This is a genomic window from Methylobacterium sp. Leaf456 (genome assembly GCF_001425465.1).
GTDB lineage: Bacteria > Pseudomonadota > Alphaproteobacteria > Rhizobiales > Beijerinckiaceae > Methylobacterium.
Genome location: NZ_LMQV01000006.1, coordinates 123,674 through 147,402 on the forward strand (window position 1 = coordinate 123,674; position 23,729 = coordinate 147,402).

At 69.2% G+C, this 23,729-nt stretch carries 26 protein-coding genes; 18 read left to right on the plus strand and 8 right to left on the minus strand.

The features are described from left to right. The first annotated feature begins 111 nt into the window (after window positions 1-111). Entirely contained in the window at window positions 112-417 is a 306-nt protein-coding gene (locus ASG52_RS07520) for a hypothetical protein (RefSeq protein ID WP_156383833.1), read from the plus strand. On the opposite strand, the gene ASG52_RS07525 is transcribed toward ASG52_RS07520, so the two are convergent. Genes ASG52_RS07525 through ASG52_RS07535 form a run of 3 tightly spaced genes read right to left on the minus strand, consistent with a single transcriptional unit; the run spans window position 414 to window position 1,689 of the window. After that, the gene (locus tag ASG52_RS07525; protein WP_056241169.1) at window positions 414-836 is read right to left on the minus strand and encodes a YeeE/YedE family protein; all 423 of its coding nucleotides are present in this window, start codon (window positions 834-836) and stop codon (window positions 414-416) included. The genes ASG52_RS07520 and ASG52_RS07525 overlap by 4 nt on opposite strands. Continuing rightward, window positions 833-1,249 (minus strand): YeeE/YedE family protein, encoded by a 417-nt coding sequence (locus ASG52_RS07530; protein ID WP_056241172.1) that lies wholly within the window; start codon window positions 1,247-1,249, stop codon window positions 833-835. Before ASG52_RS07530 ends, ASG52_RS07525 begins: the two co-directional genes overlap by 4 nt. A gap of 11 nt (window positions 1,250-1,260) precedes the next feature. Continuing rightward, window positions 1,261-1,689 (minus strand): protein tyrosine phosphatase family protein, encoded by a 429-nt coding sequence (locus ASG52_RS07535; protein ID WP_056241173.1) that lies wholly within the window; start codon window positions 1,687-1,689, stop codon window positions 1,261-1,263. A gap of 154 nt (window positions 1,690-1,843) precedes the next feature. Here ASG52_RS07535 and ASG52_RS07540 point away from each other — a divergent pair, with 154 nt between their 5' ends. The 10 genes from ASG52_RS07540 to ASG52_RS07585 all read left to right on the plus strand — a co-directional run bounded on the left by ASG52_RS07540 (window position 1,844) and on the right by ASG52_RS07585 (window position 12,820). Further along, window positions 1,844-2,134 (plus strand): hypothetical protein, encoded by a 291-nt coding sequence (locus tag ASG52_RS07540; protein WP_502691032.1) that lies wholly within the window; start codon window positions 1,844-1,846, stop codon window positions 2,132-2,134. Between the two features lie 13 nt (window positions 2,135-2,147). Continuing rightward, the gene (cysE, locus tag ASG52_RS07545) at window positions 2,148-3,014 is read left to right on the plus strand and encodes a serine O-acetyltransferase (RefSeq protein ID WP_056241176.1); all 867 of its coding nucleotides are present in this window, start codon (window positions 2,148-2,150) and stop codon (window positions 3,012-3,014) included. A 417-nt stretch (window positions 3,015-3,431) separates the two neighbouring features. After that, window positions 3,432-4,823 carry a family 2B encapsulin nanocompartment shell protein gene (locus ASG52_RS07550; protein WP_056241179.1) on the plus strand — a complete coding sequence of 464 codons (1,392 nt, stop codon included), beginning with the start codon at window positions 3,432-3,434 and terminating at the stop codon, window positions 4,821-4,823. Continuing rightward, on the plus strand, window positions 4,810-6,846 hold the full coding sequence (locus ASG52_RS07555; protein WP_056241181.1) for a family 2A encapsulin nanocompartment cargo protein cysteine desulfurase: 2,037 nt from the start codon (window positions 4,810-4,812) through the stop codon (window positions 6,844-6,846). The genes ASG52_RS07550 and ASG52_RS07555 overlap by 14 nt, the downstream gene beginning before the upstream one ends. 406 nt (window positions 6,847-7,252) lie before the next feature. Then, a complete protein-coding gene (locus ASG52_RS07560; RefSeq protein ID WP_082552420.1) occupies window positions 7,253-8,038 on the plus strand; it encodes a transporter in 786 nt (261 codons plus the stop codon). A gap of 85 nt (window positions 8,039-8,123) precedes the next feature. Further along, window positions 8,124-9,446 (plus strand): AmpG family muropeptide MFS transporter, encoded by a 1,323-nt coding sequence (locus ASG52_RS07565; RefSeq protein ID WP_056241184.1) that lies wholly within the window; start codon window positions 8,124-8,126, stop codon window positions 9,444-9,446. Window positions 9,447-9,507: 61 nt separating this feature from the next. After that, window positions 9,508-9,885 (plus strand): hypothetical protein, encoded by a 378-nt coding sequence (locus ASG52_RS07570; protein ID WP_056241185.1) that lies wholly within the window; start codon window positions 9,508-9,510, stop codon window positions 9,883-9,885. Between the two features lie 107 nt (window positions 9,886-9,992). Continuing rightward, window positions 9,993-11,126: an acyltransferase family protein gene (locus ASG52_RS07575; protein WP_056241195.1), complete on the plus strand. Its 1,134-nt coding sequence runs from the start codon at window positions 9,993-9,995 to the stop codon at window positions 11,124-11,126. Between the two features lie 53 nt (window positions 11,127-11,179). Beyond that, window positions 11,180-11,395: a DUF3606 domain-containing protein gene (locus ASG52_RS07580; RefSeq protein ID WP_056241197.1), complete on the plus strand. Its 216-nt coding sequence runs from the start codon at window positions 11,180-11,182 to the stop codon at window positions 11,393-11,395. A gap of 30 nt (window positions 11,396-11,425) precedes the next feature. Continuing rightward, window positions 11,426-12,820 carry a glycosyltransferase gene (locus tag ASG52_RS07585; protein WP_056241199.1) on the plus strand — a complete coding sequence of 465 codons (1,395 nt, stop codon included), beginning with the start codon at window positions 11,426-11,428 and terminating at the stop codon, window positions 12,818-12,820. A 103-nt stretch (window positions 12,821-12,923) separates the two neighbouring features. On the opposite strand, the gene ASG52_RS07590 is transcribed toward ASG52_RS07585, so the two are convergent. Next, window positions 12,924-14,084, minus strand: coding sequence for a DUF2778 domain-containing protein (locus tag ASG52_RS07590; RefSeq protein WP_056241202.1), 1,161 nt, complete (start codon window positions 14,082-14,084; stop codon window positions 12,924-12,926). A 365-nt stretch (window positions 14,085-14,449) separates the two neighbouring features. On the opposite strand from ASG52_RS07590, the gene ASG52_RS07595 reads away from it, so the two are divergent. The 6 genes from ASG52_RS07595 (at window position 14,450) to ASG52_RS07615 (ending at window position 19,339) form a co-directional block, all read left to right on the plus strand. Beyond that, window positions 14,450-14,719: a hypothetical protein gene (locus ASG52_RS07595; protein WP_056241257.1), complete on the plus strand. Its 270-nt coding sequence runs from the start codon at window positions 14,450-14,452 to the stop codon at window positions 14,717-14,719. Window positions 14,720-15,305: 586 nt separating this feature from the next. Next, on the plus strand, window positions 15,306-15,476 hold the full coding sequence (locus tag ASG52_RS26055) for a CsbD family protein (protein WP_082552415.1): 171 nt from the start codon (window positions 15,306-15,308) through the stop codon (window positions 15,474-15,476). A gap of 57 nt (window positions 15,477-15,533) precedes the next feature. After that, on the plus strand, window positions 15,534-16,052 hold the full coding sequence (locus ASG52_RS07600; RefSeq protein ID WP_056241203.1) for a CsbD family protein: 519 nt from the start codon (window positions 15,534-15,536) through the stop codon (window positions 16,050-16,052). 238 nt (window positions 16,053-16,290) lie between these two features. After that, entirely contained in the window at window positions 16,291-16,782 is a 492-nt protein-coding gene (locus tag ASG52_RS07605; RefSeq protein ID WP_056241206.1) for a YidB family protein, read from the plus strand. A gap of 92 nt (window positions 16,783-16,874) precedes the next feature. Next, window positions 16,875-17,222, plus strand: a complete 348-nt coding sequence (locus ASG52_RS07610; protein WP_056241209.1) for a hypothetical protein — start codon at window positions 16,875-16,877, stop codon at window positions 17,220-17,222. A gap of 1,148 nt (window positions 17,223-18,370) precedes the next feature. Beyond that, the gene (locus tag ASG52_RS07615) at window positions 18,371-19,339 is read left to right on the plus strand and encodes a calcium-binding protein (protein WP_286158972.1); all 969 of its coding nucleotides are present in this window, start codon (window positions 18,371-18,373) and stop codon (window positions 19,337-19,339) included. Window positions 19,340-19,522: 183 nt separating this feature from the next. Here ASG52_RS07615 and ASG52_RS07620 read toward each other — a convergent pair whose 3' ends face one another. Next, complete coding sequence (locus tag ASG52_RS07620; protein WP_286158973.1) at window positions 19,523-20,332, minus strand: radical SAM protein; 810 nt, start codon at window positions 20,330-20,332, stop codon at window positions 19,523-19,525. Window positions 20,333-20,869: 537 nt separating this feature from the next. Between ASG52_RS07620 and ASG52_RS07625 the strand changes: the two genes are divergently transcribed. Next, window positions 20,870-22,345 (plus strand): hypothetical protein, encoded by a 1,476-nt coding sequence (locus ASG52_RS07625; protein ID WP_056241214.1) that lies wholly within the window; start codon window positions 20,870-20,872, stop codon window positions 22,343-22,345. 36 nt (window positions 22,346-22,381) lie between these two features. Here ASG52_RS07625 and ASG52_RS07630 read toward each other — a convergent pair whose 3' ends face one another. The 3 genes from ASG52_RS07630 to ASG52_RS26980 all read right to left on the minus strand — a co-directional run bounded on the left by ASG52_RS07630 (window position 22,382) and on the right by ASG52_RS26980 (window position 23,585). Next, window positions 22,382-22,798, minus strand: coding sequence for a hypothetical protein (locus tag ASG52_RS07630; RefSeq protein ID WP_156383835.1), 417 nt, complete (start codon window positions 22,796-22,798; stop codon window positions 22,382-22,384). A 26-nt stretch (window positions 22,799-22,824) separates the two neighbouring features. Continuing rightward, entirely contained in the window at window positions 22,825-23,208 is a 384-nt protein-coding gene (locus tag ASG52_RS07635) for a hypothetical protein (protein ID WP_156383836.1), read from the minus strand. 98 nt (window positions 23,209-23,306) lie between these two features. Beyond that, the gene (locus ASG52_RS26980) at window positions 23,307-23,585 is read right to left on the minus strand and encodes a hypothetical protein (RefSeq protein ID WP_156383837.1); all 279 of its coding nucleotides are present in this window, start codon (window positions 23,583-23,585) and stop codon (window positions 23,307-23,309) included. Window positions 23,586-23,729: the final 144 nt, after the last annotated feature.

Below are 23,729 nucleotides of genomic sequence, written 5' to 3' on the forward strand. Positions count from 1 at the left end.
CGGACCTTGTCGGCTCCGACGGTTACCTATGTTGACGCCTCCTCGCGTATCCGACGGGGCCTGTCGAGGCGTGATCGTGCGATGTCGCAGCCGAGCCCTTCCCCGGAACGATTGTCCGAAGTGTCCCGGCTGGCCGGCGAACTCGCCGACCAGATCCTGACGGAGAGCCTGCTCGGGGCCCCCTCGGCCGCCAAGGTGACGGCGCTCGGCGAGGCGGTCCACCTGCTGGAGGATTGCCGCCATCCGGTCCCGGATCTCGTGGCCGACGTGCTGAGCCGGCTCCAGGTCGAACCAGGCGATGTCGAGCCGGACGATGCCGAGCCGGACCTGCCCGCCGACGGGAACGACGCGGCCCAGGCGCCCCCCGGCCGCAGCCGGTTCATCCCGCGCTTCTTCCGCTCCCGGCGCAATCCCTAACCGCGCCGGGCCTGAACCAGCCGGAACGCCGCCATGCCGACGAGCATGGCCGGCACGAACACGAGGATCGGCGGCGCCCCCGTCGAGAGCGCCGCCACCGCCGGGCCGGGGCAGAGGCCCGACAGGCCCCAGCCGATCCCGAACAGGGCCGCCCCGCCGAGCAGCGGCGCGTCGATCCGGCGGTTGGTCGGCAGATCGAAGCGGGCGTCGAGAACTGGCTGCGGCAGGCGGCGGGCGAGCGCAAAGCCGGCGAGCGCCACGGTCACGGCGCCGCCGAGCACGAACATCAGGGTCGGGTCCCAAGCCCCCGTCACGTCCAGGAAGCCCTGGACGCGGGCCGGGTCGAGCATGCCCGACAGCGACAGGCCGAGGCCGAAGACGAGGCCCATGGCGAGGGCGGCGGCGAGACGGGCGGTCATGGGGCGAGCCAGCGCAGGGCCGCCACCGTCAGCATGCCGGCGGCGAGGAAGGTGAGGACGGCCATGAGCGAGCGCGGCGACAGCCGGGCGAGGCCCGCGACCCCGTGTCCGCTGGTGCAGCCGGAGCCGAGCCGCGTGCCGAAGCCGACGAGCAGGCCGGCCAGCGCCAGCACGGGCAGCGAGGCGACGAAGCGCATCTCCGGCCACGCGCCCGACAGCCACGCGAACAGGGCCGGTCCTGAGATCAACCCGGCGACGAAGGCGAGGTCGGTGAGCCGCCGCTCGCCGCGATCCTGCCCGAGCCCGGCCACCAAGCCGCTGATCCCGGCGATGCGCCCGTTGAGCAGCATCAACCCGGCGACCGACAGCCCGATCAGCGCGCCGCCCGCGAGCCCGGCGAGATAAGGGTGCATCGTCGTCTCCCTCACTGACCGTTGGCGTCGAGCCAGCGCACGGCGCCCGACAGGTCGAAGCCGTGGCGGGCGCCGAATTCGGAAATGTCGTCGCGGCGCAGGCGCCCGGCCAGCACCTCGCCGAGCGCCCAGAGGGTCAGCGAGCGCGTGCCGCTGCGGCAATGGGCGACTACGGGGCCGGGCGCCGCCGCGACCGCCGCACGAAAATCCTCGACCGCCGCGCGGGTGATCGTCGGGCCGGTCACGGGGAGATCGAGATAGCCGACGCCCGCAGTCTCCGCCGCCGCACGCTCGGCGGCCGAACCGGGCTGGCCCGGCTCCTCGCCGTCCGGCCGGTTGTTGATGAGGAGCGCGACGCCTTCACGGCCGAGATCCGCGATCTCGTGCGGCGAGGGCTGGCCGGCCACGGAGAATTTTGGGTCGATGATCGTGCGCTCCATGGCGTCGAACCTTTTTGCCGTCGAGCGGGCCGTCACCGGCGGGTTAGCCTGCGGAATTGTTTGCGACAAGGCTTGCCAAGCGGCTCTCCATCCATAATTATCAAGTTACAACAATGACTTAGCGAAAATTCTGCTAAGACGAGGAGACCGCGCGATGGAAGTCTTCCCTCACGACGGACGGACTTGGAAGAGATTTTCCGACGGGGCTTCGGCGGGCCTGTCGAAGGCGGAGCGGAGCGGGCCGGTCGGCGGCATGAGCCCCGGCGACGCGGTGCGGTTCGCCCGGCTCGACCTCGCCGAGACGCTGGGCATCTGGCGCAACGCCACCGGCCGGGTCGTCGGCATCCATCCGGCCGACGGCGCGGCCGACACGGTCGATGTGGAGTTCGAGGGCCACGAAATTCTTCAGGCCTATCTGCCGGCGATGTTCCGGCGCGTGAACTAGGACGATCCCCCACATGACGATCGGCACCATCGAGGCCCGCGCGGCGCTCGGTCAGCCTCCCCTTCGCGCGACGCACCGGGCGACGGCGGAGGCGGAGGTCTGGCAGGAACTGAGAGCGGAGGCCGAGGCCGCGCTGATCGAGGAGCCGCTCTATGCCGGGCTGATCCAAGCCACCGTGCTGGATCAGCGCGCGCTGTCGGGGGCGCTGGCCTACCGCCTCGCCCACCGCCTCGGCGACGGCGACCTGTCGCGGCTCACGGTGCGCGACCTCTGCCTCTCGGCGTTCGAGGCCGATCCGCATCTGTCGGTTCAGGCGGTGCGCGACCTCGTCGCGATCCGCGAGCGCGACCCCACCTGTCGGCGCTATCTCGACCCGTTCCTGTTCTACAAGGGGTTTGCCGCGCTCGAAGGCCACCGGGTGGCCCACTGGCTGTGGGAGCAGGGCCGGGCGACGTTGGCGCTCCATCTCCAGAGCCGCATCTCGGAGGTGTTCGGCTGCGACATCCATCCCGCCGCGCGGATCGGCTCGGGGGTGTTCATCGACCACGCCACCGGCGTCGTCATCGGCGAGACCACGGTGGTGGCCGACGACGTGTCGATCCTCCAGTCCGTGACGCTGGGCGGCAACGGCAAGGAGAGCGGCGACCGCCACCCCAAGATCGCCCGCGGGGTGCTGCTCAGCGTCGGCGCCAAGGTGCTCGGCAACATCCGGGTCGGTGAGGGGGCGAAGGTGGCGGCGGCGGCCGTGGTGCTGCACGAGGTGCCGGCCCACACCACGGTCGCGGGCGTGCCGGCCCGCGTCGTCTCGCGCCTGCCCGTGGGCGAGAGCCCGGCCCAGAGCATGGACCAGTCCTTCGTCGGCTATGGGGACGGGATTTGAGGCGGGCCGAAACCGCGATTCGGCGGCTCTCGCCCGTGTCGGGGCACGGCGGGCCCGCTCCGGGAATAGAAATTTCGTTCAAGCTCACTGGCAACGGCTGCTCTGATAAAACAAATTTCTCCTATTTAGCCGATTTATAGAACGATTATCGCTCGAATTCATCATTCTCAGAAGCACATACTGCGAACTGCCATAAATTGAGAACAAAGTTCTATTGACGGATGTTAAGCGCCGGGCCTAGGTTCCGGCCAACCCGGATGGCCAAAACAAACACGGCCCGCGGGGGATCAGAAATTCCAAATCTTGGGCCGGACGCGCGCGGTATTCGTGCGCCTCGATGCTGGACTTCTGTCCGCATCGCACCGGCGCGTGGGCGCTTGCCCGAACCAATCGAACCGACAACGGAGACGACGACAGATGAGTGGACCGGGCCTGAGCGTGAGCGCATCCGCCGCGCGCAATCTAGCGACCGCGACCGTCACCTCGGTCCAGAACGTCGCCAACACGCCCCGCTTCCTGCTGCGGCTCCTGCCCTTCGTCGATGTCGCGGGCGGCGTCTACCGCGTCAACCGCCGCGCCGTGGTGCTGGCCAAGTCCGGCCGGATCGACCTCGCCAACGAAGAGGGCGCCCGCTCGGTGCGCTCCGGCTCGCTGCGCTCGGTGCCGCTGTTCAGCCGCCTGGGCGACGCCGAACTCGCCGCGCTCGCGGGCAAGTTCAAGGAAAGCAAGCACAAGGCCGGCGAGACCATCGCCGAGGAGGGCTCGACGGGCCGCAGCCTCGTCGTGGTGGCCGACGGCACCGTCGAACTGACCCTGTCGGGCCCCTACAAGGGGCGTCTGCGCCAGGGGCTGGCCACCCGCGGCGATTATTTCGGTGAGGGTGCGCTGGTCGGCGAGGCCGGCCCGGCGCCTGCCGTGAAGGCGCTCTCGGCGGTGACTCTGCTGACGCTCGACGCCGCCGCCGTTCAGGACGAGGGCATCCGCGCCCGCATCGACCAGTATCAGGAGGAGCGCGACCGCCTGAAGGGTCACACCAACTCCTACGGCGAGCAGGGCATCGAACTCCTCGCGGTCCATACCGGCGAGCCGCGCCTGCCGACCACCTTCGTCGATTACGAGATCGATCCGCGCGAGTATCACCTCTCGACGATCCAGACGATCCTCAACACCCACACCCGCGTCACCGACCTCTATTCCAACGAGATCGACCAGCTCCGCGAGCAGATCCGCCTCACGGTCGATGCCGTGAAGGAGCGCGAGGAGTGGGAGCTTCTGAACAATGCGCAGTTCGGCCTGCTCAACGAGGTCGCCGGCCGCCAGCGCATCCCGACCCGTTCCGGCCCGCCGACTCCGGACGACCTCGACGAGTTGCTGACGCTCGTGTGGAAGAAGCCGGCCTTCTTCGTCGCGCACCCGCGCGCCATCGCGGCCTTCGGCCGTGAGGCCACCCGCCGCGGCGTGCCGCCGGTCGTCGTCCACCTGTTCGGCGCGCCCTTCATCACGTGGCGCGGCGTGCCGCTGATCCCCAGCGACAAGCTGCCGATCGACATCGATCCGGTGACCGGCGCCCAGACCACCTCGATCCTGCTGCTGCGCGTCGGCGAGGGCGAGCAGGGCGTGGTCGGCCTGCAGAAGTCGGGCGTGACCGGCGAGATCGAGCCCGGCCTGTCGGTGCGCTACATGGGCACCAACGACCACTCGATCGCCTCGCACCTCGTGACCCGCTACTTCTCGGCCGCCGTGCTGGTTGAGGACGCCATCGCCCGTCTCGATAACGTGCTGCTGGGCAACTACCATGACTACGCCTAATTTGCCGGCTCTCGGTCTTCCGACCGGCAGCGCGGGCGATCTGGCGCACGCCGATCTCGTCGGGCGTCTCGCCCGCGAGATCTACAGCCAGGGACAGGCGTCGAGCGCGCCGTTCCAGCCCCACCTGCCGCAGACTCCCCAGGCCCCCCAGGGCCTGGAGACCCTTCCCTCCGGTTCCGGGCAGCCTGCGCTGCCCGGCGCCAATATCGGCGTGCCCTCCGCGCCGTCGGGCGCCCTGCCGTCGGGCCTCCAGCCCGACCTCTCGGCCCAGGCCGCCCGCTCGTTCGGCGCGCCGCCGGTCGGCCTGCCGGGCCTGACGGGTCCGTCGCACGCCAACCCGGTCGGTGCGACGCCCGCGCCGGCGAGCGCGAACTTTTTCGATGTGGCGGGAATCCCCTCGGTGCACCCGCTCCCGAACCAGAACCGGTTTCCGGAGTACTTCGTCCCGAGTGTGCCCGATGTGGCGGCGGCGATCCCCGGCGGGCACGACCTGCACCGTCAGGTCGCCGCCGACCATCCCCGCGCCAACGGCTTCGCCCACGCGCTGGCGCCCCACCTCGTGCCGGCTGATCCGTTGAAGGGCGGCCAAGGGGGCGGACATGACGAGGCGCAGGAGCATTTCTCGAAGCACGGCCACCTGCCGCATCCGAGCGCGCCAACGCCCGACAACACGGGCGACTACTACTTCCTCAGCCCAGCTCCGCCGCCCGCAAGAGCCAAGAAAAGCCACGCCCAGCCGCGGGTCGAGCCCTCGCGTCATCACGGCCCCGCCCCGCGGGTGACCTCGCACGGTTCGGTGCCGGCAGGCGCGCCGTTCGATGTCGAGCACGTGCGAAAAGACTTCCCGGCGCTCCACCAGAGCGTGAACGGGCATCGCCTCGTATGGCTCGACAACGCGGCCACCACCCACAAGCCGCAGAGCGTGATCGACGCCACGAGCGAGTTCTACGGCCGTCACAACTCGAACATCCACCGGGCCGCGCACACGCTCGCCGCGCGCTCCACCGACCTGTTCGAGGGCGGGCGCGAGAAGACCCGGCGCTTCCTCAACGCGCCGAGCAAGGACGACATCGTCTTCCTGCGCGGCACCACGGAGGCGATCAACCTCGTGGCCAATTCCTACGGCCGCGCCAATATCGGGCCGGGCGACGAGATCATCGTCTCGACGATCGAGCACCACGCCAACATCGTGCCCTGGCAATTGCTGGCGCAGCAGACCGGCGCGACGATCCGGGTGATCCCGGTGGACGACCGCGGCGACATCATCTTCGAGCAATACGCCGCGCTTCTCTCGGGCCGGACCAAGATCGTTTCGGTGACCCACGTCGCCAATGCCCTCGGCACGGTGAACCCGATCCAGGAGATCATCGCCCTGGCGCACGCCTACGGCGTGCCGGTGCTGGTCGATGCCGCGCAATCGACCCCGCACATCCCGATCGACGTGCAGGCGCTCGACGCCGACTTCCTGGTCTTCTCCGGCCACAAGGTGTTCGGCCCCACGGGCATCGGCGCCCTCTACGGCAAGAAGCACCTCCTGGAGGCGATGCCGCCGTGGCAGGGCGGCGGCCATATGATCGAGGACGTCACCTTCGCCAAGACCGTCTACAAGGGCGCACCGGAAAAGTTCGAGGCGGGCACGCCCGACATCGCCGGCGCGGTCGGCCTCGGGGCCGCCCTCGACTACCTCGAGAGCGTGGGGCTGCCGGCGATCTCGGCCTACGAGCACGATCTGCTGGAATACGCGGAAGGTGGTCTGGCCGACATCAAGGGCCTGCGCCTGATCGGCACCGCCCGCCACAAGGCGAGCGTGATGTCCTTCACGGTCGATGGCCTGAAGAACGAGACCGTGGCCCACCACCTCGACGCCCACGGCGTCGCGGTGCGCTCCGGCCACCACTGCGCCCTGCCGGCGCTCCGCCGCTTCGGCGTCGATCAGTCGGTGCGTGCCTCGCTGGCCTTCTACAACACCCGCGAGGACGTCGACGTGTTCCTGCGTGCGCTGCGGACCCTGCCGCGGCACTGAGCCGACCGCGCCGTCGAACCCGAAGGGCGACCGTCTTGCGACGGTCGCCCTTTCGTTTGGTGGAACGCGCTGACGGCATTCGTTTTTTCGTCCAATCAGATCTAATCCCGTTTCGCAAAAATATTGATAAAACCGCGCGCTCTTCGCGTTGACATTGAATAATGTAACAAACCGACAGATCCATCAATTGATAATTCGATTCTGTTCTTCCGCCTCACGGCCGCTTCTTCCATGCTGACCGGGCGTCCGTCGCGGCGCCTTGGGTCAACGGGAGAGGGCGCCGCCGATCGGGCGCCGGGGAGAACCGGATTTGACGTTGCGACACGGGGCGCACCTCTGCGCCTGGACCCTCGGCTTCACCGGCCTCGCCGCCGCGCCGGCCCCCGTCCTCGCCCGCTCCGCCGCTTTGCCCGGCATCACCATCGGCCTGCCGACGGGCTGGCAGGTGCCGACCGGCCTCCAGATGACCCTGACATCGAGCTTCGCCGAGCGTGGGACGCTGCCGCGGGACGGGCAGGGCAACAACAATCTCGGCGTCTTGCTCTGGGCCACGCCCTGGACCGTCGTCGGCGGCCAGTTGCGCTTCATCCAGACGCTGCCGTTCAACGGCACGAGCCCTCAGGCCGGCCCCTGGCAATGGGGCGTGGCCCAACCGCTCACGGCGGCGCAGGTCGCCTGGAAGATCGGCGACGGCCTCGGGGTCAGCTACTTCCTCGGCGGCTATTGGCCGAGCGACACGCGCTTTGCCCTGCAATCGGCCTCGATCGCCCAGCGCTTCGCCATCAGCTACGTCCGCGACGGTTGGAACCTGACGGCCAACCTCCATTACGGCACGATGCTGGACGACACCTCGCCGAGCGGCGTGTTCTATTCCGACTACATGAACCTCGACCTCACCGCGACGAAGCGGTTCGGGAAGTGGCAGGTCGGCGCCGTCGCCTTCGGCTCGACCGACCTGCCGACCAACCGGCCGGACTATCGCCCCCTGGGGCAGGTCGCGGCGGGCGCCCTCGTCGGCTACGCGTTCGACAAGTTCACCGTGCAGACGATCCTCACCCGCGACATCGCCCAGCGCAATTCCGGCGGCGAGGAGACCCGCGCGTGGCTGCGCCTGATCGTGCCGCTCTGGCGCGCGGAGGCCGATCAGGTGCCCCATCGCGTCACGGTCCGGAGCAACGCCGCCGCCCGCTGACGCCGGTCGATCGCGCCAAGGGCTTGTCGCGTGGCGCGCGGCGAGCCCTTGGCCTATCAATCGGGGGCAGCGGAGCCGGACCAGCATGAACGCGCCGACGAAGGTGGCCCCGGAGCCCACGCCGTTCTGGTCGGCGCTGTTCACCGACCGGCGGATCGCCCCCGCTTTGGGGCTCGGCTTCACCTCCGGCATCCCGTTCCTGCTCGTCTACGGGACGCAGTCGGCATGGCTGTCCGACATCGGCATCTCGATCGCCACGATCGGGCTGCTCAGCGAGATGACGCTGGCCTACAAGTTCAAGTTCGTCTGGGCGCCCTTCCTCGACCGCTACGACCCGCCGCTGCTGGGGCGCCTCCTCGGTCGGCGGCGCGGCTGGATCGTCGTGGCGCAAGCCGGCGTGATGGCGATGCTGGCCGGCATCGCCTTCGGCGACCCGACCCACTGGCTCGCCTGGACCATCGCCTTCTCGGTGGCGCTGGGCTTTGCCGGCGCCACGCTCGATCTCGTCATCGACGGCTGGCGCATCACCAGCGTGCGCCCGCCCGAGAAGCAGGCGGTGCTGTCCTCGTGGACCGAGATCGGCTGGCGCATCGGCAACCTCGCGGCGGGCGCGGGCGCCCTGGTCCTGGCCGACCGGATCGGCTGGCGCGGCGCCTATCTCGGCATGGGCGCCCTGATGCTGGTCGGCATGGTCGCCGCCGTCTTCGCGCCCGAGCCGGATTCGGACCGGACGCCCCATCCGCCCCGCGCCGGCTTCCTCGACACGGTCTGGAGCCCGATCCGCGACCTGTGGCGGCGGCTCGGGCCGATGGCGCCCGCGATCCTTCTCTTGGTGGCGGGCTTCCGCATGCCGGGCTACGTCGCCAACGCCATGGCGGTGCCGCTGTTCAAGCACCAGGGTTTCTCGAACACCGACATCGCCACGGTCACCAAGCTGTTCGGCTTCTGGATCGGCCTCGGCGGGACGTTTCTGGCCGGTGCGCTGATCCCGCGCATCGGCATGCTGACGAGCCTGCTCATCGGCACGGTGGCAGCCTCGGCCTCGCATCTGAGCCTCGCCTATCTCGCGGCGCATGGCGGCGACGGCGGCACCGCGTTCTGGACCTTCGCGATCACGGTGGGCATCGATGGGTTCGCCTACGCCTTCGCCTCGGTGGTGCTGATCACCTACATGTCGACGCTGGCCTCGACCGAGCACGCCGCCAGCCAATTCGGGCTGCTGACCTCCCTCTGTGCCTTCCCCGGCAGCATCCTGGCCGGGTTTTCCGGCTTCATCGTCGAGCGGACGGGATTTTCGTGGTTCTTCGTCCTGACCTCGCTGATCGGCGTGCCGGTGGCTTTGCTCGCCGTCTACGTCTGGGCCAAGGTCGGCATCTCCGACGAAGCGCCGCCGTCCGCCGGGCACTGAGCGGGCGGACGGAAAGATTTTTGGCCCTCGCCGTTCTCTCTCGGCAGAGGGAGACAGATGCTTGGTAGGGCGGCGAATCCGGCGCTGGCGCGACGACGACCCCGACACGCACGGGCCCCAACCCGAGGCCCTGCCGGTTTGCCCCCTGTGCGAGCGGCCGATCCCGCGGCATGCGCGGCAGAGCGTCCACCATCTTACGCCGAAGCTGAAGGGCGGAGCCCGCGGGGCGACCGTGCGGCTGCATCAGATCTGCCATTCGGCGATCCATGCCCGCTACAGCGAGGCCGAGATCGCCCGGCGGCTCGCCGAGGTCGAGGCCCTGCGGGCCGATCCCGAGATCGCCCGCTTCCTCGACTGGGTGCGGGACAAGCCCGACGATTTCCACGCGCCGACGCGCCAGACCCGCGAGCGCCGGGGCGAGGGCCGGGCGCGGCGGTGACGGACTCGTTAACCGGTCCAAAAGCTTCTCCGAGGCCGTCGAGGCCGGGTTAACCGCGCCGCCCCAGGGTCGAGGCTCGATCGCCCCGCTAGGAGGCCCGGATTCCCATGGCTGGCGCCACGCAACCCCTCCGCCCGCATCCCGAGGAGGCGGCCCGGCTCGCCTGGGTCGATGTCGCCAAGGGCCTGTGCATCCTGCTCGTCGTGACGATGCACGCGACGCTCGGCACCGGCGAGGTTCTCGGCGGCGAGGGCTTCCTGCATACGGTCGTGGCCTTCGCCAAGCCGTTCCGCATCCCCGATTTCTTCCTGCTCTCGGGGTTGTTTCTCGGCCGCGTCATCGACCGCGACTGGCGCCTGTTCGCCGACCGGCGCGTGGTCCACTTCGCCTATTTCTACGTGCTGTGGGTGCTGATCCAGTCGGTGTTCAAGGCCGGGCTGATCACCGCCGACGCGGTCGGCGCCGAGGGCAAGCTCGCGGCCTTCGGCTGGCATCTCGCTGAAGCCGTGGTGGTGCCGTACTCCACGCTCTGGTTCGTCTACCTGCTCGCCGTGTTCTCGGTGGTGACGAAGCTGCTGCACCGCCGGGTGCCGCCGCTCGTCACCCTCGCGGTGGCGGCCGGGCTGCAGATGCTGCCGCCGATCGGCCTGCCGCTCCTCCTCGAAGAGTTCTGCGGCCGCTACGTCTACTTCTTCGGCGGCACCCTCTTCGCCGAGTGGATCTTTGGCTTCGCCGACCGGGTGCGGGCGCGCGTCGGCCTCGCCCTCGTCGGCCTCGCCGTCTGGGCCGTGGTGGAGGCCGTGCTGGTCTTCTCCCCCACGGGCCTGCCCGATCACCCCTCCGTCGCCGGCCTGCCGGGGGTGAGCCTCGCGCTCGGCACCGTCGGGGCGCTCGCCATCGTGGCCTTCGCCAGCCTGATGACGCGGGCGGGCGGCCCGGTCACGGCGGCGCTCCGCGCCTGCGGCCGCAACTCCATCGTGATCTATCTCGGCTTCTTCCTGCCGATGGCGCTGACCCGCACGCTGATCGCCAAATCCGGCGTCGCCATCGACATCGGGCTCGCCAGCCTGATCGTCACGGTCGTCGCCGTCACCGTGCCGCTGGCCTTCGAGCGGCTGGTGCGGGGCACGCGGGCAGACGTCCTGTTCCGGCGCCCGGCCGCGTTCCACATCGTGCCGGAGCCGGCCAAGCCCCGGCGCGCCGTACCCGGACTGCGCCCGGAACCGGCGCCCGCCCCGTGACGGTTTCCTGATCGGAAGCCCGGAGCGTCCGGGTGATCAGGAGCGGCGGGACGATGGCGGACGAGCGCAGCGGCGTGGACGGCGATCCGGGCGGCGACCCCGTCGAGGTGGTCATGAGGGAGCCGCGCGACCGCGCCTACTGGGCGCGCCGCTTCGAGGTGCCGGTGGAGCAGGTCCAGGCGGCGGTCGAGGCGGTCGGCTCCGATCCGGCGCAGGTCGCCGCCCATCTCGGCAAGCCCTGGCCCTATGAGGCGAGCGGCATCGTCTGATCCTCGCGGCGCACGGAACGGGACCGTTCCGTGCGCGCGGCCGGGATCGATCCGGGTCAGGATTCGCTTGGCAACGGCCCGGCGGGACGCCATGCAGGCCCGGATTCGGGCTTTCCGGGCATCGGCATGATCAGCGGCTTCGTCATCTCTCACAACCGGGAACGGTTGATCGAGACCTGCCTGCGGTCGATCCGCTTCGTCGACGAGCTGATCGTCCTCGACATGTCCTCGACCGACGGCACCGCCGAGATCGCCCGCCGCTACGCCGACCGGGTGGTCACCGTGCCGCTCGCGACCCATCCGGAAGGGGTCCGGACCCAGGCCGCCGCCGCGTGCCGGGGCGATTTCGTCGTCTTCCTCGACGACGACGAGTGCCTGAGCCCGGAGGCCATCGCCTTCCTGGCGCGCGAGGGGCGCGACCCGAGCGCCGACGTCTACCGGCTGCCCTGCCGCCACCACATCCTCGGGCGCCACGACGAGCGGGCCTATTACTGGCCGCAGCGGCACGTGCGCGCCTTCCGCCGCGGCGGCCTCGAATTCGCCCCCACGGTCCATGCCGGCCTGCGCCTCCTGAGCGACCGGGTCTGCGACCCGGCCTTCGAGTCGCGCATCTGCTTCCACAACATCTCCCACGCCGACACCGGCCAGTGGGTGGAGAAGATGAACCGCTACACGAGCGTGCCGGACCGCAACAGCTCGCGCCACGCGGTGGCGATGAAGAGCCCCTTGCGCTTCGCCAAGTCGCACATCGCCGCCTATGCCCGCGGCGTGCCGGAAGGGGGCGACCCCTATCTCGAAGCCGTCGCGGTGCTGCGGGCGGTCTACGACATCGTCGATGCCCTCAAGCTCTGGGAGGCGCGCCAGGAGGAAAGCGGCGCGGAGCGCTTCGCCGGGTTCTGCGCGGCGATGGGCGAGCGCTACGACGCCCTGGAGGTGGGCTCCGGGCTCGCGACCGGACCGGACGGCCGCGAGGCGCGCCCAAGGCTGCGGCCGGGCGAGAGCATCGCGCTGAGCGCGCCGCATGCCGCCCTCGCGCTGGTCGAGGGCTGGGGGCGGCGGGAGGGCTGGGGCCGCTGGACGCTGGGGCCGCGGGCCGACCTCGACCTGCGCCTCGCGGGCCCGGACGGCGGCGGTGCCGTCGATCTCGTGGTGTCGGCCCGGCCCTACTTCGCCCCCGGGGAGGCTGAAGCGCGCGTGACGGCCCGGCTCGGCGACGGCACGCGGGCCGAGTGGCACTACCGCGCCGACGAGGCCGGCCCCGCCGCGCGGCGCATCCGGGTGAGCGCGGCCTGCCTCGCCGCCGAGCCCGTGGTCCGGCTCGTGCTGGAGGTTCCGGGCTATCGCCGGCCCGGTCCGGCCGCGGAGGCGGGGGACCGGCGCCGGTTCGGCCTGGGTGTCGGCCGGATCGCCGCGGAGCCGGCCTGACGCTCAAGCATCGGCCCGAAAGGTGGGAGCCGGCTTTCGGAAAAAGCCGATGCGAGACAAAAACTTAGACCATCGCGCTGGATGCGGTATCGAGCACGATGCTCTAGTTCCCGTCGGCGGCGGAGGCCGAGCGGCGGGTGCCGCGGCGGCTGGCGAAGATGCCGGGCGCCGTGCCCGGCACGACGACGATGCGCCGGACCTCGCCGCGCAGATAGGCCCGCAGGAAGCGGTCGTACTGCTTGAACACGACGCAGCCGTTCGAGGCGCCGCTCGGGCCGAGCATGTAGGTGTGGGCCAGGATGCCGTCGCGCCCGTGGATCGCCGCCGAGCCGCCGACCGGATTGAGGCGGATCGCCCGCACGCCGTGGAACGGGGCCTCGCGCTCGCGCAGATCGTAGACGCCGGGCGGCGTCGCGCCGCGCATGCGCAGGTGGACGTAATCGGGATTGTCCTGCGCGACGCCGAGGCCGGAATGGGCCTCCAGCACCTCGCCGGTCGGCAGCGTCACCGTCGCCGCGCTGATGTCGTAGACGGCGACCCCCGGCTCGGCCACCGGCCCCGGCACGAGCCGGCGGCGCGCCGCCGATTCCGCCGCCCCGCTCTCCAGCCCGGCATAGGCCATCGCCGTGCCGGCCGACGCGGGTTGCGACGGCGTGGACGAGCCGCCGAACAGCTTTTCGAAGAACGAGCGGTCGTCGGTGACCGCGGCGCTGAACACCTGCCGGGTCGATTCCCGGGCCTGACGCGTGCCGGCGCGCGGGTTCGGCGTCGCGAGGCGGGCGATCGGCTCCCGCGGTTCGTAGCGGAACTCCGCCGGGCGACGCACCGGCAGCGGCACGGTGAGGGCGAGGCGGGCGGCGGGGCGCGCGGCCGGCGCGGGCGCTTCGGCCGGGGCGGCGATCTCGGGAGCGAGTTCGGCCACCTGCGGCGCGGGCGCAGCCGGCTCAGGGGCCCGGAAGGCGGTGTCGAGGGCGGCCGACAGCGTGGTGGTGCGCGGCGCGAAGCCGGGCGCGTCGAGAGTCGGGTTGGGATCGAGCATCCAGGCGAGGTCGGCCGCCGGCAGCGCCTCGCTCGGCTCCGGCGTCTCGGCAGCGGCCTGGACCGTCGCGGTCTCGGTCGGGGCGGGCGTCTCCCCCTGCCGCAGCAGGCCGGCGAGCGCGAGGCCGCTCAGCGCGGTGACGGCGAGGACCGCGAGGCCGGGCCGGCGCCGGGGACGGCGGACGGGCCGGGCGGACTGGCCCTGGACGAGCGCGGCGATGTCCATGCGGGGTACTCGGCAACGCGGGGGTCCACACGGCCGCCCGCCCTCCCCCGCGGATGCGCGGGTGAGGCCCGGGAGGGCTTCGCCGTTAGGAAAGGGTCAACCTTAAGCCTTCGTCATTGAACGGGATTTTGGTTAATGACGGCTAAAAGCCCGGTGCTTTTCGCCCGAAGAGCGACCCCGGAGCCCTGCATCGCTCGTACCGTTGCCCTCACAGGATATTGCAAGATCAGCTTTCGAATTTCATCCACGCCGGCGCGTGCGTCCCGGCACGTCACGCCGACCAAGCGGTACCTATATCGGATTTACGCAAAACAAAACGATGTCGGATGGTCCGGCGTCACCGCGTAAGGAGTTTCGAGATCACCATGAAAACCCGTATTGCCGCTGCCGTCGCCGCGATTGTTCTTGGCGTTGCTGCTCCGGCCTCGTCCGCCCTGGCTTTCGACTACGGCGCCCCGAAGGGACGCTACACGTCGACCCTGCCCTCCGACGTGACGACCACGGGCTCGATCACTGGCTCCGACGGCCCCCTCTACGACCGCTGCCCGATGAGCTCCGCGGCGGAAGGCAACGCCAACCAGCAGCACTTCCCGACCAAGCAGTACGGTCAGGTCTCCGGCGGCTACCGCTGCTGATCGACGCCTTGAGGATGGGAGATCACATGTTGAAGGCGTTTTCCTACGGCATGATCGGCGTCTTCGCCTGCGGTGTGGCGATGACGGTGATCGGTTCGGCCAACGTGCTGCTCGGCTCGTAGCGGGCAGGCCGCAGGACCTGAGAGTTTCCAGCGGCGGGGCGAGAGCCCCGCCGCTCTCGTTCGTGCCGCGACCGGGCCGCCTCGCCCGGATCTCGGACGCCGAGCCGTTCGATCATATCAGGAATGTGATCTCATCGGACCAGAGCTTCGTCGGAACCGGTTTGCGCACAACCCGTTTGTGCCCCGTGACCGGGCGGCGGCGTGCGACGCGCAAGGATGGCCGGACACGCGCATGCGGGCCTCGACCGTCGCGCCGAGGCGGCCCCGGCCGGGAAAGTCTCGCGAGGGACGCGTGGCACCCGCCAGCGCCGTGCGGCCGCCGCACAGCGTATGAAAAAAGTCCTCCGTTGGCACGGGCTGAAAGGGATGAGCCAGATTACCAGTATATCTGGATCATTGAACTCTGCTGTCGACCCCTCATCTCATCAGCGCTCCAGGGTTTTCTCGAACACGACGGAGCCGCCATGACCGAGGACAGGAATCCGACCGCCGCCGAACAGCTCAAGGGTTCGATCAAGGAAGCCCTCGGCAAGCTCACCGGGGATGCCGCGATCGAAGCCGAGGGCCGGCGGCAGAAGCGCGAGGCCCGCGCGGATAAGGCCGTCCCACGGCGCGACGGCCCGGCGCGGGACTGACGCGACGTCGAGGGACGACACTCGTCCCACACCCCATTCGCCACACGAGGACAACACATGGTCGATACGAACCGGATCACCGGCGCCGCCAGGGAACTCGGCGGCACGCTCCAGGGCACGGTGGGAGACCTCACCGGATCGAAGCGTGAAGCGGTCGAGGGCCGCGCCCGCGAGGTCGGCGGCAAGGCCGAGAGCCTCTACGGGCAGGCCAAGGACACCGTGCGCGACGCGGCCGAACCCGTCGCCGACACCGCCCGCGACCTCGGCGGACGGATTCGCGAGGCCGTGGGCGGGATCGCCGGCTCCGACGACGTCGAGGACCGCGCCCGCCGCGCCCAGGGTGCCGCCGAGGACGTGTTCGACAGGCCGGTCGAGCGCGCACGCCGCTCCGTGCGCCGTGCGGCCGACGACGCCTCGGACTTGGCCGAGGATGCCTACGACCGTGGCGCCCGCGCCTTGCGCCGGAGCGAGGGCGGCATGAGCGGCCGGGTCGCCGCCTATCCCCTCGCCTCCCTCCTGATCGCCGGCGCCGTCGGCTTCGGGATCGGCCTGCTCGTCAGCGCCGGTCGCGACTGAAACCCCCTTCCTTCCCCCGAACCCCGGAGATTCCCGATGATCCGTAAGCTTCTCACCGTCTTCGTGCTGCCGAGGGTGATCGCCTTCGTGACGCGCCGCCTCACCGGCCGGAGCACGACGCCTCCGCGCCGGGGCTACTGACCGGAATCTCAGCTCGCGGCGGCCCGGCCGCCTCTCCCCTCCCCTCCCCTCCCCTCTCGGCGGCTTCCCGCCGATCGACCACGGACAAGGACGCGACATGAGCAAGGGATATCCCTCGATGACGGCCCTCCTCGGTCTGCTCGCGGTGGCGGGCTACCAGAACCGGGACAAGATCGCCGAATGGCTCGGCCCCTCCGCGCGCGACGCCCGCGGCACGGGCCTGCCGCCGACGACCCACACCGCCGCTCCCGCCGCTCCCGCGACCGGCTCGGCGATCCCGTCGAACCTCGAGCGCGTGCTCGGCGGCGTCGGCACGGGCGGCGTCGGCGGCCTGATCGCCAGCGGGCTGGCCGAACTCGTCGAGCACTTCACCAAGGGCGGCCACGGCGAGACGGCGAATTCCTGGGTCAACCAGGGCACCAACCGGGCCATGGCCGAGGCCGACCTCGAGCGCGCCGTCGGTCCGGCGACCCTCGACCACCTCGCGCAGCAGACCGGCCTCAGCCGCTCGGAGATCGTCGCACGCCTGTCGCGCGAGCTGCCCTCGGCCATCGACCGCTACGCGACCGACGGCCGCCGCTTCGCCTGACCAAAGCAGGCCGCCGCGCGGAAAAAGCGGCGGCCGCGCCATTTGCGAGGGACGACCGCTCTCTTCCACCTCCACAGGGAGAGCGTCATGGCATGACGACCGGCCCGCGTCGCATCCTCGTCACGGCGCTGCTTGCGGCGCTCGTCGGCCTTGGTCTCGTCGCGGTCTTGTTCGGCCGGCGCCCGCACGGGGGCGCGGCGGCGGAGATCGAGGCGCCGCCTCCCGCCCCGTCGCCTGCCCTCTCTCCCTCATCCCCTTCTGCCCCCATCCGGACGCCGGGTCGCGGGCGGCTCGCCCTCGCGGCCGGGCTCGCGGGCCTGCTGCTCCTGGCCGGCGGCATCCTCGCGAGCCGTGACATCCTGTTCGAACCGCGATCGTCTGCACCCGACGGCCGAGGGCCGCCGACGGCGTTGTCGCCGCCGCAGGCCGGTCTCCGGTGACGCGCCGGCTCCGAGGGCGGAGGCGCCGGTCGCACGCGCGTCGCAGCCGGATCGCCCGGCTGCGGTCGGATGGGATGCTTTCGCCCCGCCGGAGAGCCAGGGGCGTCCCGAGGCGGGGGATGCGGCGGCGAGTCCGCCGCGGTCCCGGATGAAGGCCGATGCGACCGCGCCCCAAGGGAGACAGGACACGTCCGGTCCCACGACGCCCCAGGCCGGTGCGGCACCGGGCCGGGTCAACGGCCTGCCTTCGTCGGCCTCGTCGAACCCGGCCGAGACGCCGCGCCCATCGGGTAAGCCCATGGCCGACGCGGCCGAGGCTTCTCTCGGCCAGCGTGCTGATGGGCCTTTGACGATGCTCTATCTCTTTGTGCCGCATCGTCTTTTTTCGGAGAGCCGGAAACCGCCTTTCCAGACGATGCTCTAGAAGACAGCCGCCCGGCCACGTCTTCGAGCGCTCTCTCGCCGAGGTCGATCGCTCGCACCCGGAGCGCCCGCGGTACCGCTCGGGGTCATTTCGGTGGTGGCATCCGTTGCCGGCGTCGCTGATGCTCGGCGGGGCATTCGCGCTCGCGGCGTGGAAGTTCGGGCGGGCTTTGGCCGCTTATTCACCAGCTCTCGCGTCACTCAACATCATTTTGCAAATCAATCAGGATGATATTCCAATATAAACGGCCCACAAAATACTCATATCAGGCGATTCGGATAATTTGAGTGCTCCCGACATTATAGTCGTTAAATCGGGATGACGGCGTGGTATTTCGGCAACCGACCTTCAATTGTATATACATAACGCTTGCGTTCGTTAATTTTTGAGCTCAAAACCCTCTTATCGCAAGTCGCAAATTAGATGCAGAAATGCATATGCGATACAACTATGGGGCGGTGCAATGGTTGACTTCGTTTGCTACGGAAAAGGGGATGCTCGGGCTCTGGACCTTTACAATTTTGCAAGAGGGCCGGCAATTTTCTATGCACAAACGGCGACATCATTCAAGGTAGCCTACGGCAGTGGAAATATTACAGAATTTGAAGGACACGACTTCGCGTACGATCCTTCGACGGGGGCCCCCATTGCCGGTACTACGACTTACGGCCTGCGCTCGGTGAATGGTGACCCATTCGGTTTGATCGCCGGCATCAGCATTACGATGCAACAGGCTGCCGCCTATATCGCGATGAGCGACCCGCAGGCGGTCAACCGAGACGTCTTCAAGGGAAACGATCGAATCACCGGCTCAATCTACGATGATTACCTCGACGGATGGGGTGGCTCGGACTGGCTCTACGGCGGTGCGGGTAACGACACTTACATCATCGACAATGTCGGCGACCGGGTCGTCGAGGCGGCCAATGCCGGCATCGACACCGTCCGCTCCTCCGTCAGCTTCACGTTGGCAGCCAATGTCGAGAACCTGACCCTGATCGGCACCGCTGCCGTCAACGGCACCGGCAATGCCCTCGCCAACACGATCACCGGCAATGCCGGAGCCAACGTCCTCAACGGTGCAGCCGGGGCCGACACGCTGATCGGTGGGGCGGGCAACGATACCTACGTGATCGACAATGCGGGCGACCGCATCGTCGAGGCGAAGGGCGGCGGTGCCGACAAGGTCGTCGCGAGCGTCTCCTACACGCTGGCGGCGGCCCAGGAGATCGAGTCCCTGGCCACCACCGGCGCCACCGGCACCGCGGCCCTCAAGCTCACGGGCAACGAGTTCGCCAACACGATCACCGGCAATGCCGGGGCCAACGTCCTCGACGGCAAGCTCGGCCACGACGTGCTGACCGGCGGCCGAGGCGCCGACACCTTCGTGTTCTCGACGGCGCTGGGTGCGGGCAACGTCGATCGCATCACCGACTTCTCGGCCGCGGACGACACGATCCAACTGTCGAAGGGCATCTTCGCCGCCCTCTCGGCCGGGACGCTTGCAGCCTTGGCGTTCAAGGACCTGAGCGTGGCCGGTGCCAAGGTCGATGCGGACGACCGCATCCTCTACAACAAGACCACGGGTGCCCTGTCCTACGACGCCGATGGCAGCGGCTCGAAGGTGGCGGTGCAGTTCGCGACCATCGACACGAAGGTGGCGCTGACTCACGCCGACTTCCTGATCGCATGACGCGCCGTGAGGGGCGGTCCTATGGATCGTTCCTCACGCCCGCGCAACCGACCGCTCCTCCATCCGCGTCGTATCGCGCGGGGTGCGCATTTCGAACGTCGTCACCCAACCGCGCTTCTGCCGCTCCAGCTTGGGCTGCCCGGAACAAACCTGTCCCACCCTCCGTGCGCGCCGCAGATTGGGTCAATGTGCTTCACGCCGCCGCTCGGAATGGATCGGCATCGGCAAGTCGAAGCGCTCGGGTTCGGCCGGGCACATCCCGCAGACCTTCTCGGCCTTGCGTGCGAGGAACGCTCGCAACTCCGCGTCGGAACAGTCCGGCTGAAGGGCCTCGTAGGCGAGATAAGGCGCCCAGATCTCGTCGAGTCGATACTTCTCGTGCTGCATCCGCAGGTACGCCAGAGGAGGGCATTTCCAGAGCGCTCCCTCGAAGAGCTGCATGCAGAAGCGAGCCGGACATTTCGCCCAGCTCTGATCCGGGAGCCCGTCCGTGTATGGCCGCATGGTCGAGCCTTCGCCCCGATAGCGGCGCGTCCATTTTTTCGCGGATGCATACGTATCGATCCAGATGTCGTATCTGGCTCGCCATTCATCGAGCATCTCCATCGTCGGGCGAAGACGCTCCGTATAGGCGGGCGAATCGTGATGGATCGAGATGTAGAGGCGTACATTTCCCAACTCTGCCATGATGCGGGGCAAGTCGGGGTGCCGAGCCAGGAGGAAGCCGTTGCTGACCAGCCGAATGCGAGCGTCCGGCCAGTGCCGCCGAACGAGCGGAAGGAAGCGGGGGAAATTCGGATGAATGGCGGGCTCCCCGCCCATCAGCGAGAACTCGTTCAACGCGATCCGCGGTGCCCAGCCAGCCATCCATCGCTCGGCCTCTTCGAGGCCGGTGAGACCCTTATGGCCCTGATTGGAGAAATGTGAGCAACTCTCACACGCCAGGTTGCAGCTGTGAGCCACATGCATTTCGATTCGGGCGAGCTCGATCACACCGGGGGCCTCATGCGGAGCTGGAACGGCGCCTAGCCTGAAGCAAGCAGGTCGGGCACGGCTCGAGAAGGAAGCGTTCATTCATTTTTGTGGCATGTTTGTGTGCGCTCGATTATCAGCGTTCGGTCGCAAAGGCCGGTATCGGGGCCGTCGCTACGGCTTATGTCTCGTTGTGTAGATGAGCTGTGACAAAGATAATTCTCGTGAAGCTCGCTGCAGTGGCCGCCGTACGCGAAGATGCCGACGACTTGCTCAGCGGCCTAATCTACCTCCAGACAAGATTTCCAGTTCTCCGAGGTGTCGCGGCTGAAAGGGCTGCCGCACCGACATCCGGCCGCGTTCGACCCGTCGGAGCCGCGCGCGATGCATGACGGGGAACGGCCCTCCCGGATCGGCCCTCCGAACCGGGCCGCGCCAACATGCCCGTACGATATCGGCGCCGCAGCAAGACGGGCATCGGGACAAGGTACGCGTCGAGCCGGTGAAACAGATTGAGGGGCGATCCACGCGGTGTCGCACACATTGGAAGGCCATCACGTGACCGTACCGAACGATTTCGTCCTGCTACGCATCCTCGGCAACGATCTCCCACCCCGCCACGAGAGCGGGCAGACGGTCCGAAATCTGCGCTTCACCCTGGAGAACGAGCCGTCGCTCGCCGGCTGCACCAAGGTCTGGATCCTCAACCGCATCGTATGCCCGCGCGTCGAAGCCGAATTAATCGGCCTGCTCGAACGGCATGGACGGCGCTACGACCGCATTCCGTTCGACGCCGACGCCTATCGCCGTGTCGGCTGGAGCTTCGCGCACACGTCCAGGACGGGATACCTCAGCGGACCGGCTTGGGACGCGCTGCCCGAGGGCGAGCGTCAACGCATCTACGAGAAGACCTACGAGTTCAAGAACCACTACGTCATGAACAACAACGGTGCGCGCAACCACGCGCTCACCCTCGGGCGTTCCCTGGCACGTTGGGTGCTCCCCTTCGACGGGAACTGCTTCTTCACCGCCTCCGCTTGGAACCAGCTCCGAGAGGATGTCCTGGCGCAGCCGGACCTTTCCTATTTCATCGTGCCGATGGCGCGCGTCATCGACAACGCCGCGCTTCTCGATCCCGACCTCGCGTTCCCGGTGACGCATGAGCCGCAGGTGCTCTTCCGGTCCGATGCGCGTGAGGCCTTCGACGAACGTTTCCGCTACGGGAAGCGGCCGAAGGTCGAGCTTCTGATGCGGCTCGGCGTGCCTGGCGTATGGGACTTCTGGAAGGGCGATCCCTTGGAGCCGAAACGGCCCGATCCGTCACCGGATGCCGGTCGCTTCGCCCCGGCCGGCTGGGTCGCACGTCTGTTCTCCGGGCACCCCGAACAGGAAGGCGCGACGGCGGAGGCGATGCTGGCGCGCTATCTCGCGCGGCACGCCGCCATCCTGTCGATGATCGACGGCCTGGATGAGCGCCTGCTGCGCGAAGACTGGGAGGCCGGACTTCAGCCGTCGGCTCATGAAGGGCTCGAGGGTCCGGGCCGGCGCGAGGACGGCGCCGAGGCATCGGAGCACCGTGACGACGACCCGGCCGGTGCGCGCAAAGTCCTCGACGCCGTCTCCGGCTTGACGCTCGCGGGCGCTGCGCCGGAGGCGGAACGCGTCGCAGCCCTCCTCAAGACTTGGTTCGTCGATGCGCGGGCGCCGACGGACCCAGGGCCGGATCCTGCCCCTGCCGACACGGAAAGGCTGCGGCGCTTCACGCTGGCCGTCCACGCCCTGCGTCGAGCCGGAACCCTGTCCGAACGCGACGAGGCGACGTTCAGGGAGTGGCTCCACCATCGAACCGGCCGGCCCGCGGAGGACGATCCGACGATCACGCGCGACCCCGGACCCGCCCTCGCTCTGCGGCACCTGACCGTGGCCGCCTGCCTCGGTGACGCCCGTGGCGTCATCGACCTGCTCAAGGCGAACGAATTCCGGCTGTATCGCTCGAACGGCCGCGACGGTGGGCCGCCCGTGGAGACGAGCTGACCGGACGGGCTATTCGCCCCGCTGCACCCCGTCGGCTCAGCCGCCGCAGCGGGTCTGCGGCGGCGCCGCGCCGGGACGGGCCGCGCGTAGGCCGGCATGCCAGCCCAGGACGGTGCGGTCACCGGTGCGCGCCTTCGCCACCGCGATCAGATCCCGACGGCGCGGCTCGTCGAGGAACGGACAGGCCGCCAGGAGGGCGAACAGATCGACCCTCGCCTCGCCCGGCGTTGAGACGCCCGCCTCCGGATCGATCAGGGCGCCGCCCCTTGCCTCGACCGGAGACACGTCGTCGCGTCCGATCGAGGCCCAGTAATCGCGGAACTTGAAATCGTCGCCCAGGGGGCGATCGCTGATCTTCAGCCATGTCGCCGGGATGCCGTAGGCGTGGGCGAGGATGAGCCCGTGCAGGGAGCTGGACAGAATCCGGCGGCAGGAGAGCACAGCGTCGATCACCGCCCTGACGCCTCCGGTGATGTCGATCAGGCGCACGCTGAGGCCGGACGGCAGGCGCGGCAGCGGTTCGGTCCGGCCTCGCGAAAGTGCTGGATGAGGCCGATGTCGTAACGCGGCGCGATATCGGGGTCGTAGAACAGCGGCAGCAGCAGGGCCGGATCGCCCATCGGGAGACCAAGCGCGCCACCCGCCTCGACGACCCGCCGGGCCGTCAACGGTCCGCGCACGGCAAGGATCTGCTCGACGGGCATGCGCAACGCATCGTTGCTTCCAATGAAGCCGCTTCCCCAGACGACGGCCTCGGCGGTGGCGGTGCGAATGCCGCTGCCGACGACGTAGTGGATCGGGGCAAGCCCGGCCGCGTCGGGATGCAGGCTGTTGATCGCCGGCCGCTCCGCCAGCATCGTCACGAGCGGGGCGTTGAGCTTGTCGCCTCAATTGTGCGCGACCGGCAAGTCGATGGGCCAGCGGACCACGATAGGAGGCCGGCCCCGCTCTGCAGCGGCCGTCAAGGTCTGGGCAAACGGGTCGGCGGTGATCGCTCAATCTCCCACGGCGCGACATCGGCCTTGACGGGATGGTTCAACAGATCCTTCTGCTCGAAACCCTGCGGGCTTTCGTAGAAATACCGTGCCCGGACCGGTCGAGAAATGAAAGATCCGCGGTTCCGTTTTGGTCTGCCGATATTATTGTTATCATTTTTCCCGCGACGCAGTTCCGGGCAACAGCGCCCCGTTCCGCCGATATCCTCGACCTGCAAGCCCAGATGGATCGCGACCGTCGGCACGATGGCGTCGTAGTGACCGGTCCAACTCCGAGAATTGACCTCTCGTGGTCGTGTCCCGTGACGTGGTGTAGGAGCCCCGGTCCTCGGGAGGGTCCGAGGATGATCAGGCGGCCACGGCGGACAGCCTGAGGATGGGATCCTCGC

Excerpts from the sequence above, each read along its gene's own strand:
- cysE (WP_056241176.1), top strand. The coding sequence starts at position 2,148 with ATGACGATCGGCACCATCGAGGCCCGCGCGGCGCTCGGTCAGCCTCCC.
- ASG52_RS07605 (WP_056241206.1), top strand. The coding sequence starts at position 16,291 with ATGAGCAAGGGATATCCCTCGATGACGGCCCTCCTCGGTCTGCTCGCG.
- ASG52_RS07575 (WP_056241195.1), top strand. The coding sequence starts at position 9,993 with ATGGCTGGCGCCACGCAACCCCTCCGCCCGCATCCCGAGGAGGCGGCC.
- ASG52_RS07580 (WP_056241197.1), top strand. The coding sequence starts at position 11,180 with ATGGCGGACGAGCGCAGCGGCGTGGACGGCGATCCGGGCGGCGACCCC.
- ASG52_RS07595 (WP_056241257.1), top strand. The coding sequence starts at position 14,450 with ATGAAAACCCGTATTGCCGCTGCCGTCGCCGCGATTGTTCTTGGCGTT.
- ASG52_RS07550 (WP_056241179.1), top strand. The coding sequence starts at position 3,432 with ATGAGTGGACCGGGCCTGAGCGTGAGCGCATCCGCCGCGCGCAATCTA.
- ASG52_RS07525 (WP_056241169.1), bottom strand. The coding sequence starts at position 836 with ATGACCGCCCGTCTCGCCGCCGCCCTCGCCATGGGCCTCGTCTTCGGC.
- ASG52_RS07565 (WP_056241184.1), top strand. The coding sequence starts at position 8,124 with ATGAACGCGCCGACGAAGGTGGCCCCGGAGCCCACGCCGTTCTGGTCG.
- ASG52_RS07535 (WP_056241173.1), bottom strand. The coding sequence starts at position 1,689 with ATGGAGCGCACGATCATCGACCCAAAATTCTCCGTGGCCGGCCAGCCC.
- ASG52_RS07540 (WP_502691032.1), top strand. The coding sequence starts at position 1,844 with ATGGAAGTCTTCCCTCACGACGGACGGACTTGGAAGAGATTTTCCGAC.
- ASG52_RS26055 (WP_082552415.1), top strand. The coding sequence starts at position 15,306 with ATGACCGAGGACAGGAATCCGACCGCCGCCGAACAGCTCAAGGGTTCG.
- ASG52_RS07600 (WP_056241203.1), top strand. The coding sequence starts at position 15,534 with ATGGTCGATACGAACCGGATCACCGGCGCCGCCAGGGAACTCGGCGGC.
- ASG52_RS07610 (WP_056241209.1), top strand. The coding sequence starts at position 16,875 with ATGACGACCGGCCCGCGTCGCATCCTCGTCACGGCGCTGCTTGCGGCG.
- ASG52_RS07590 (WP_056241202.1), bottom strand. The coding sequence starts at position 14,084 with ATGGACATCGCCGCGCTCGTCCAGGGCCAGTCCGCCCGGCCCGTCCGC.
- ASG52_RS07530 (WP_056241172.1), bottom strand. The coding sequence starts at position 1,249 with ATGCACCCTTATCTCGCCGGGCTCGCGGGCGGCGCGCTGATCGGGCTG.
- ASG52_RS07615 (WP_286158972.1), top strand. The coding sequence starts at position 18,371 with ATGCAACAGGCTGCCGCCTATATCGCGATGAGCGACCCGCAGGCGGTC.
- ASG52_RS07555 (WP_056241181.1), top strand. The coding sequence starts at position 4,810 with ATGACTACGCCTAATTTGCCGGCTCTCGGTCTTCCGACCGGCAGCGCG.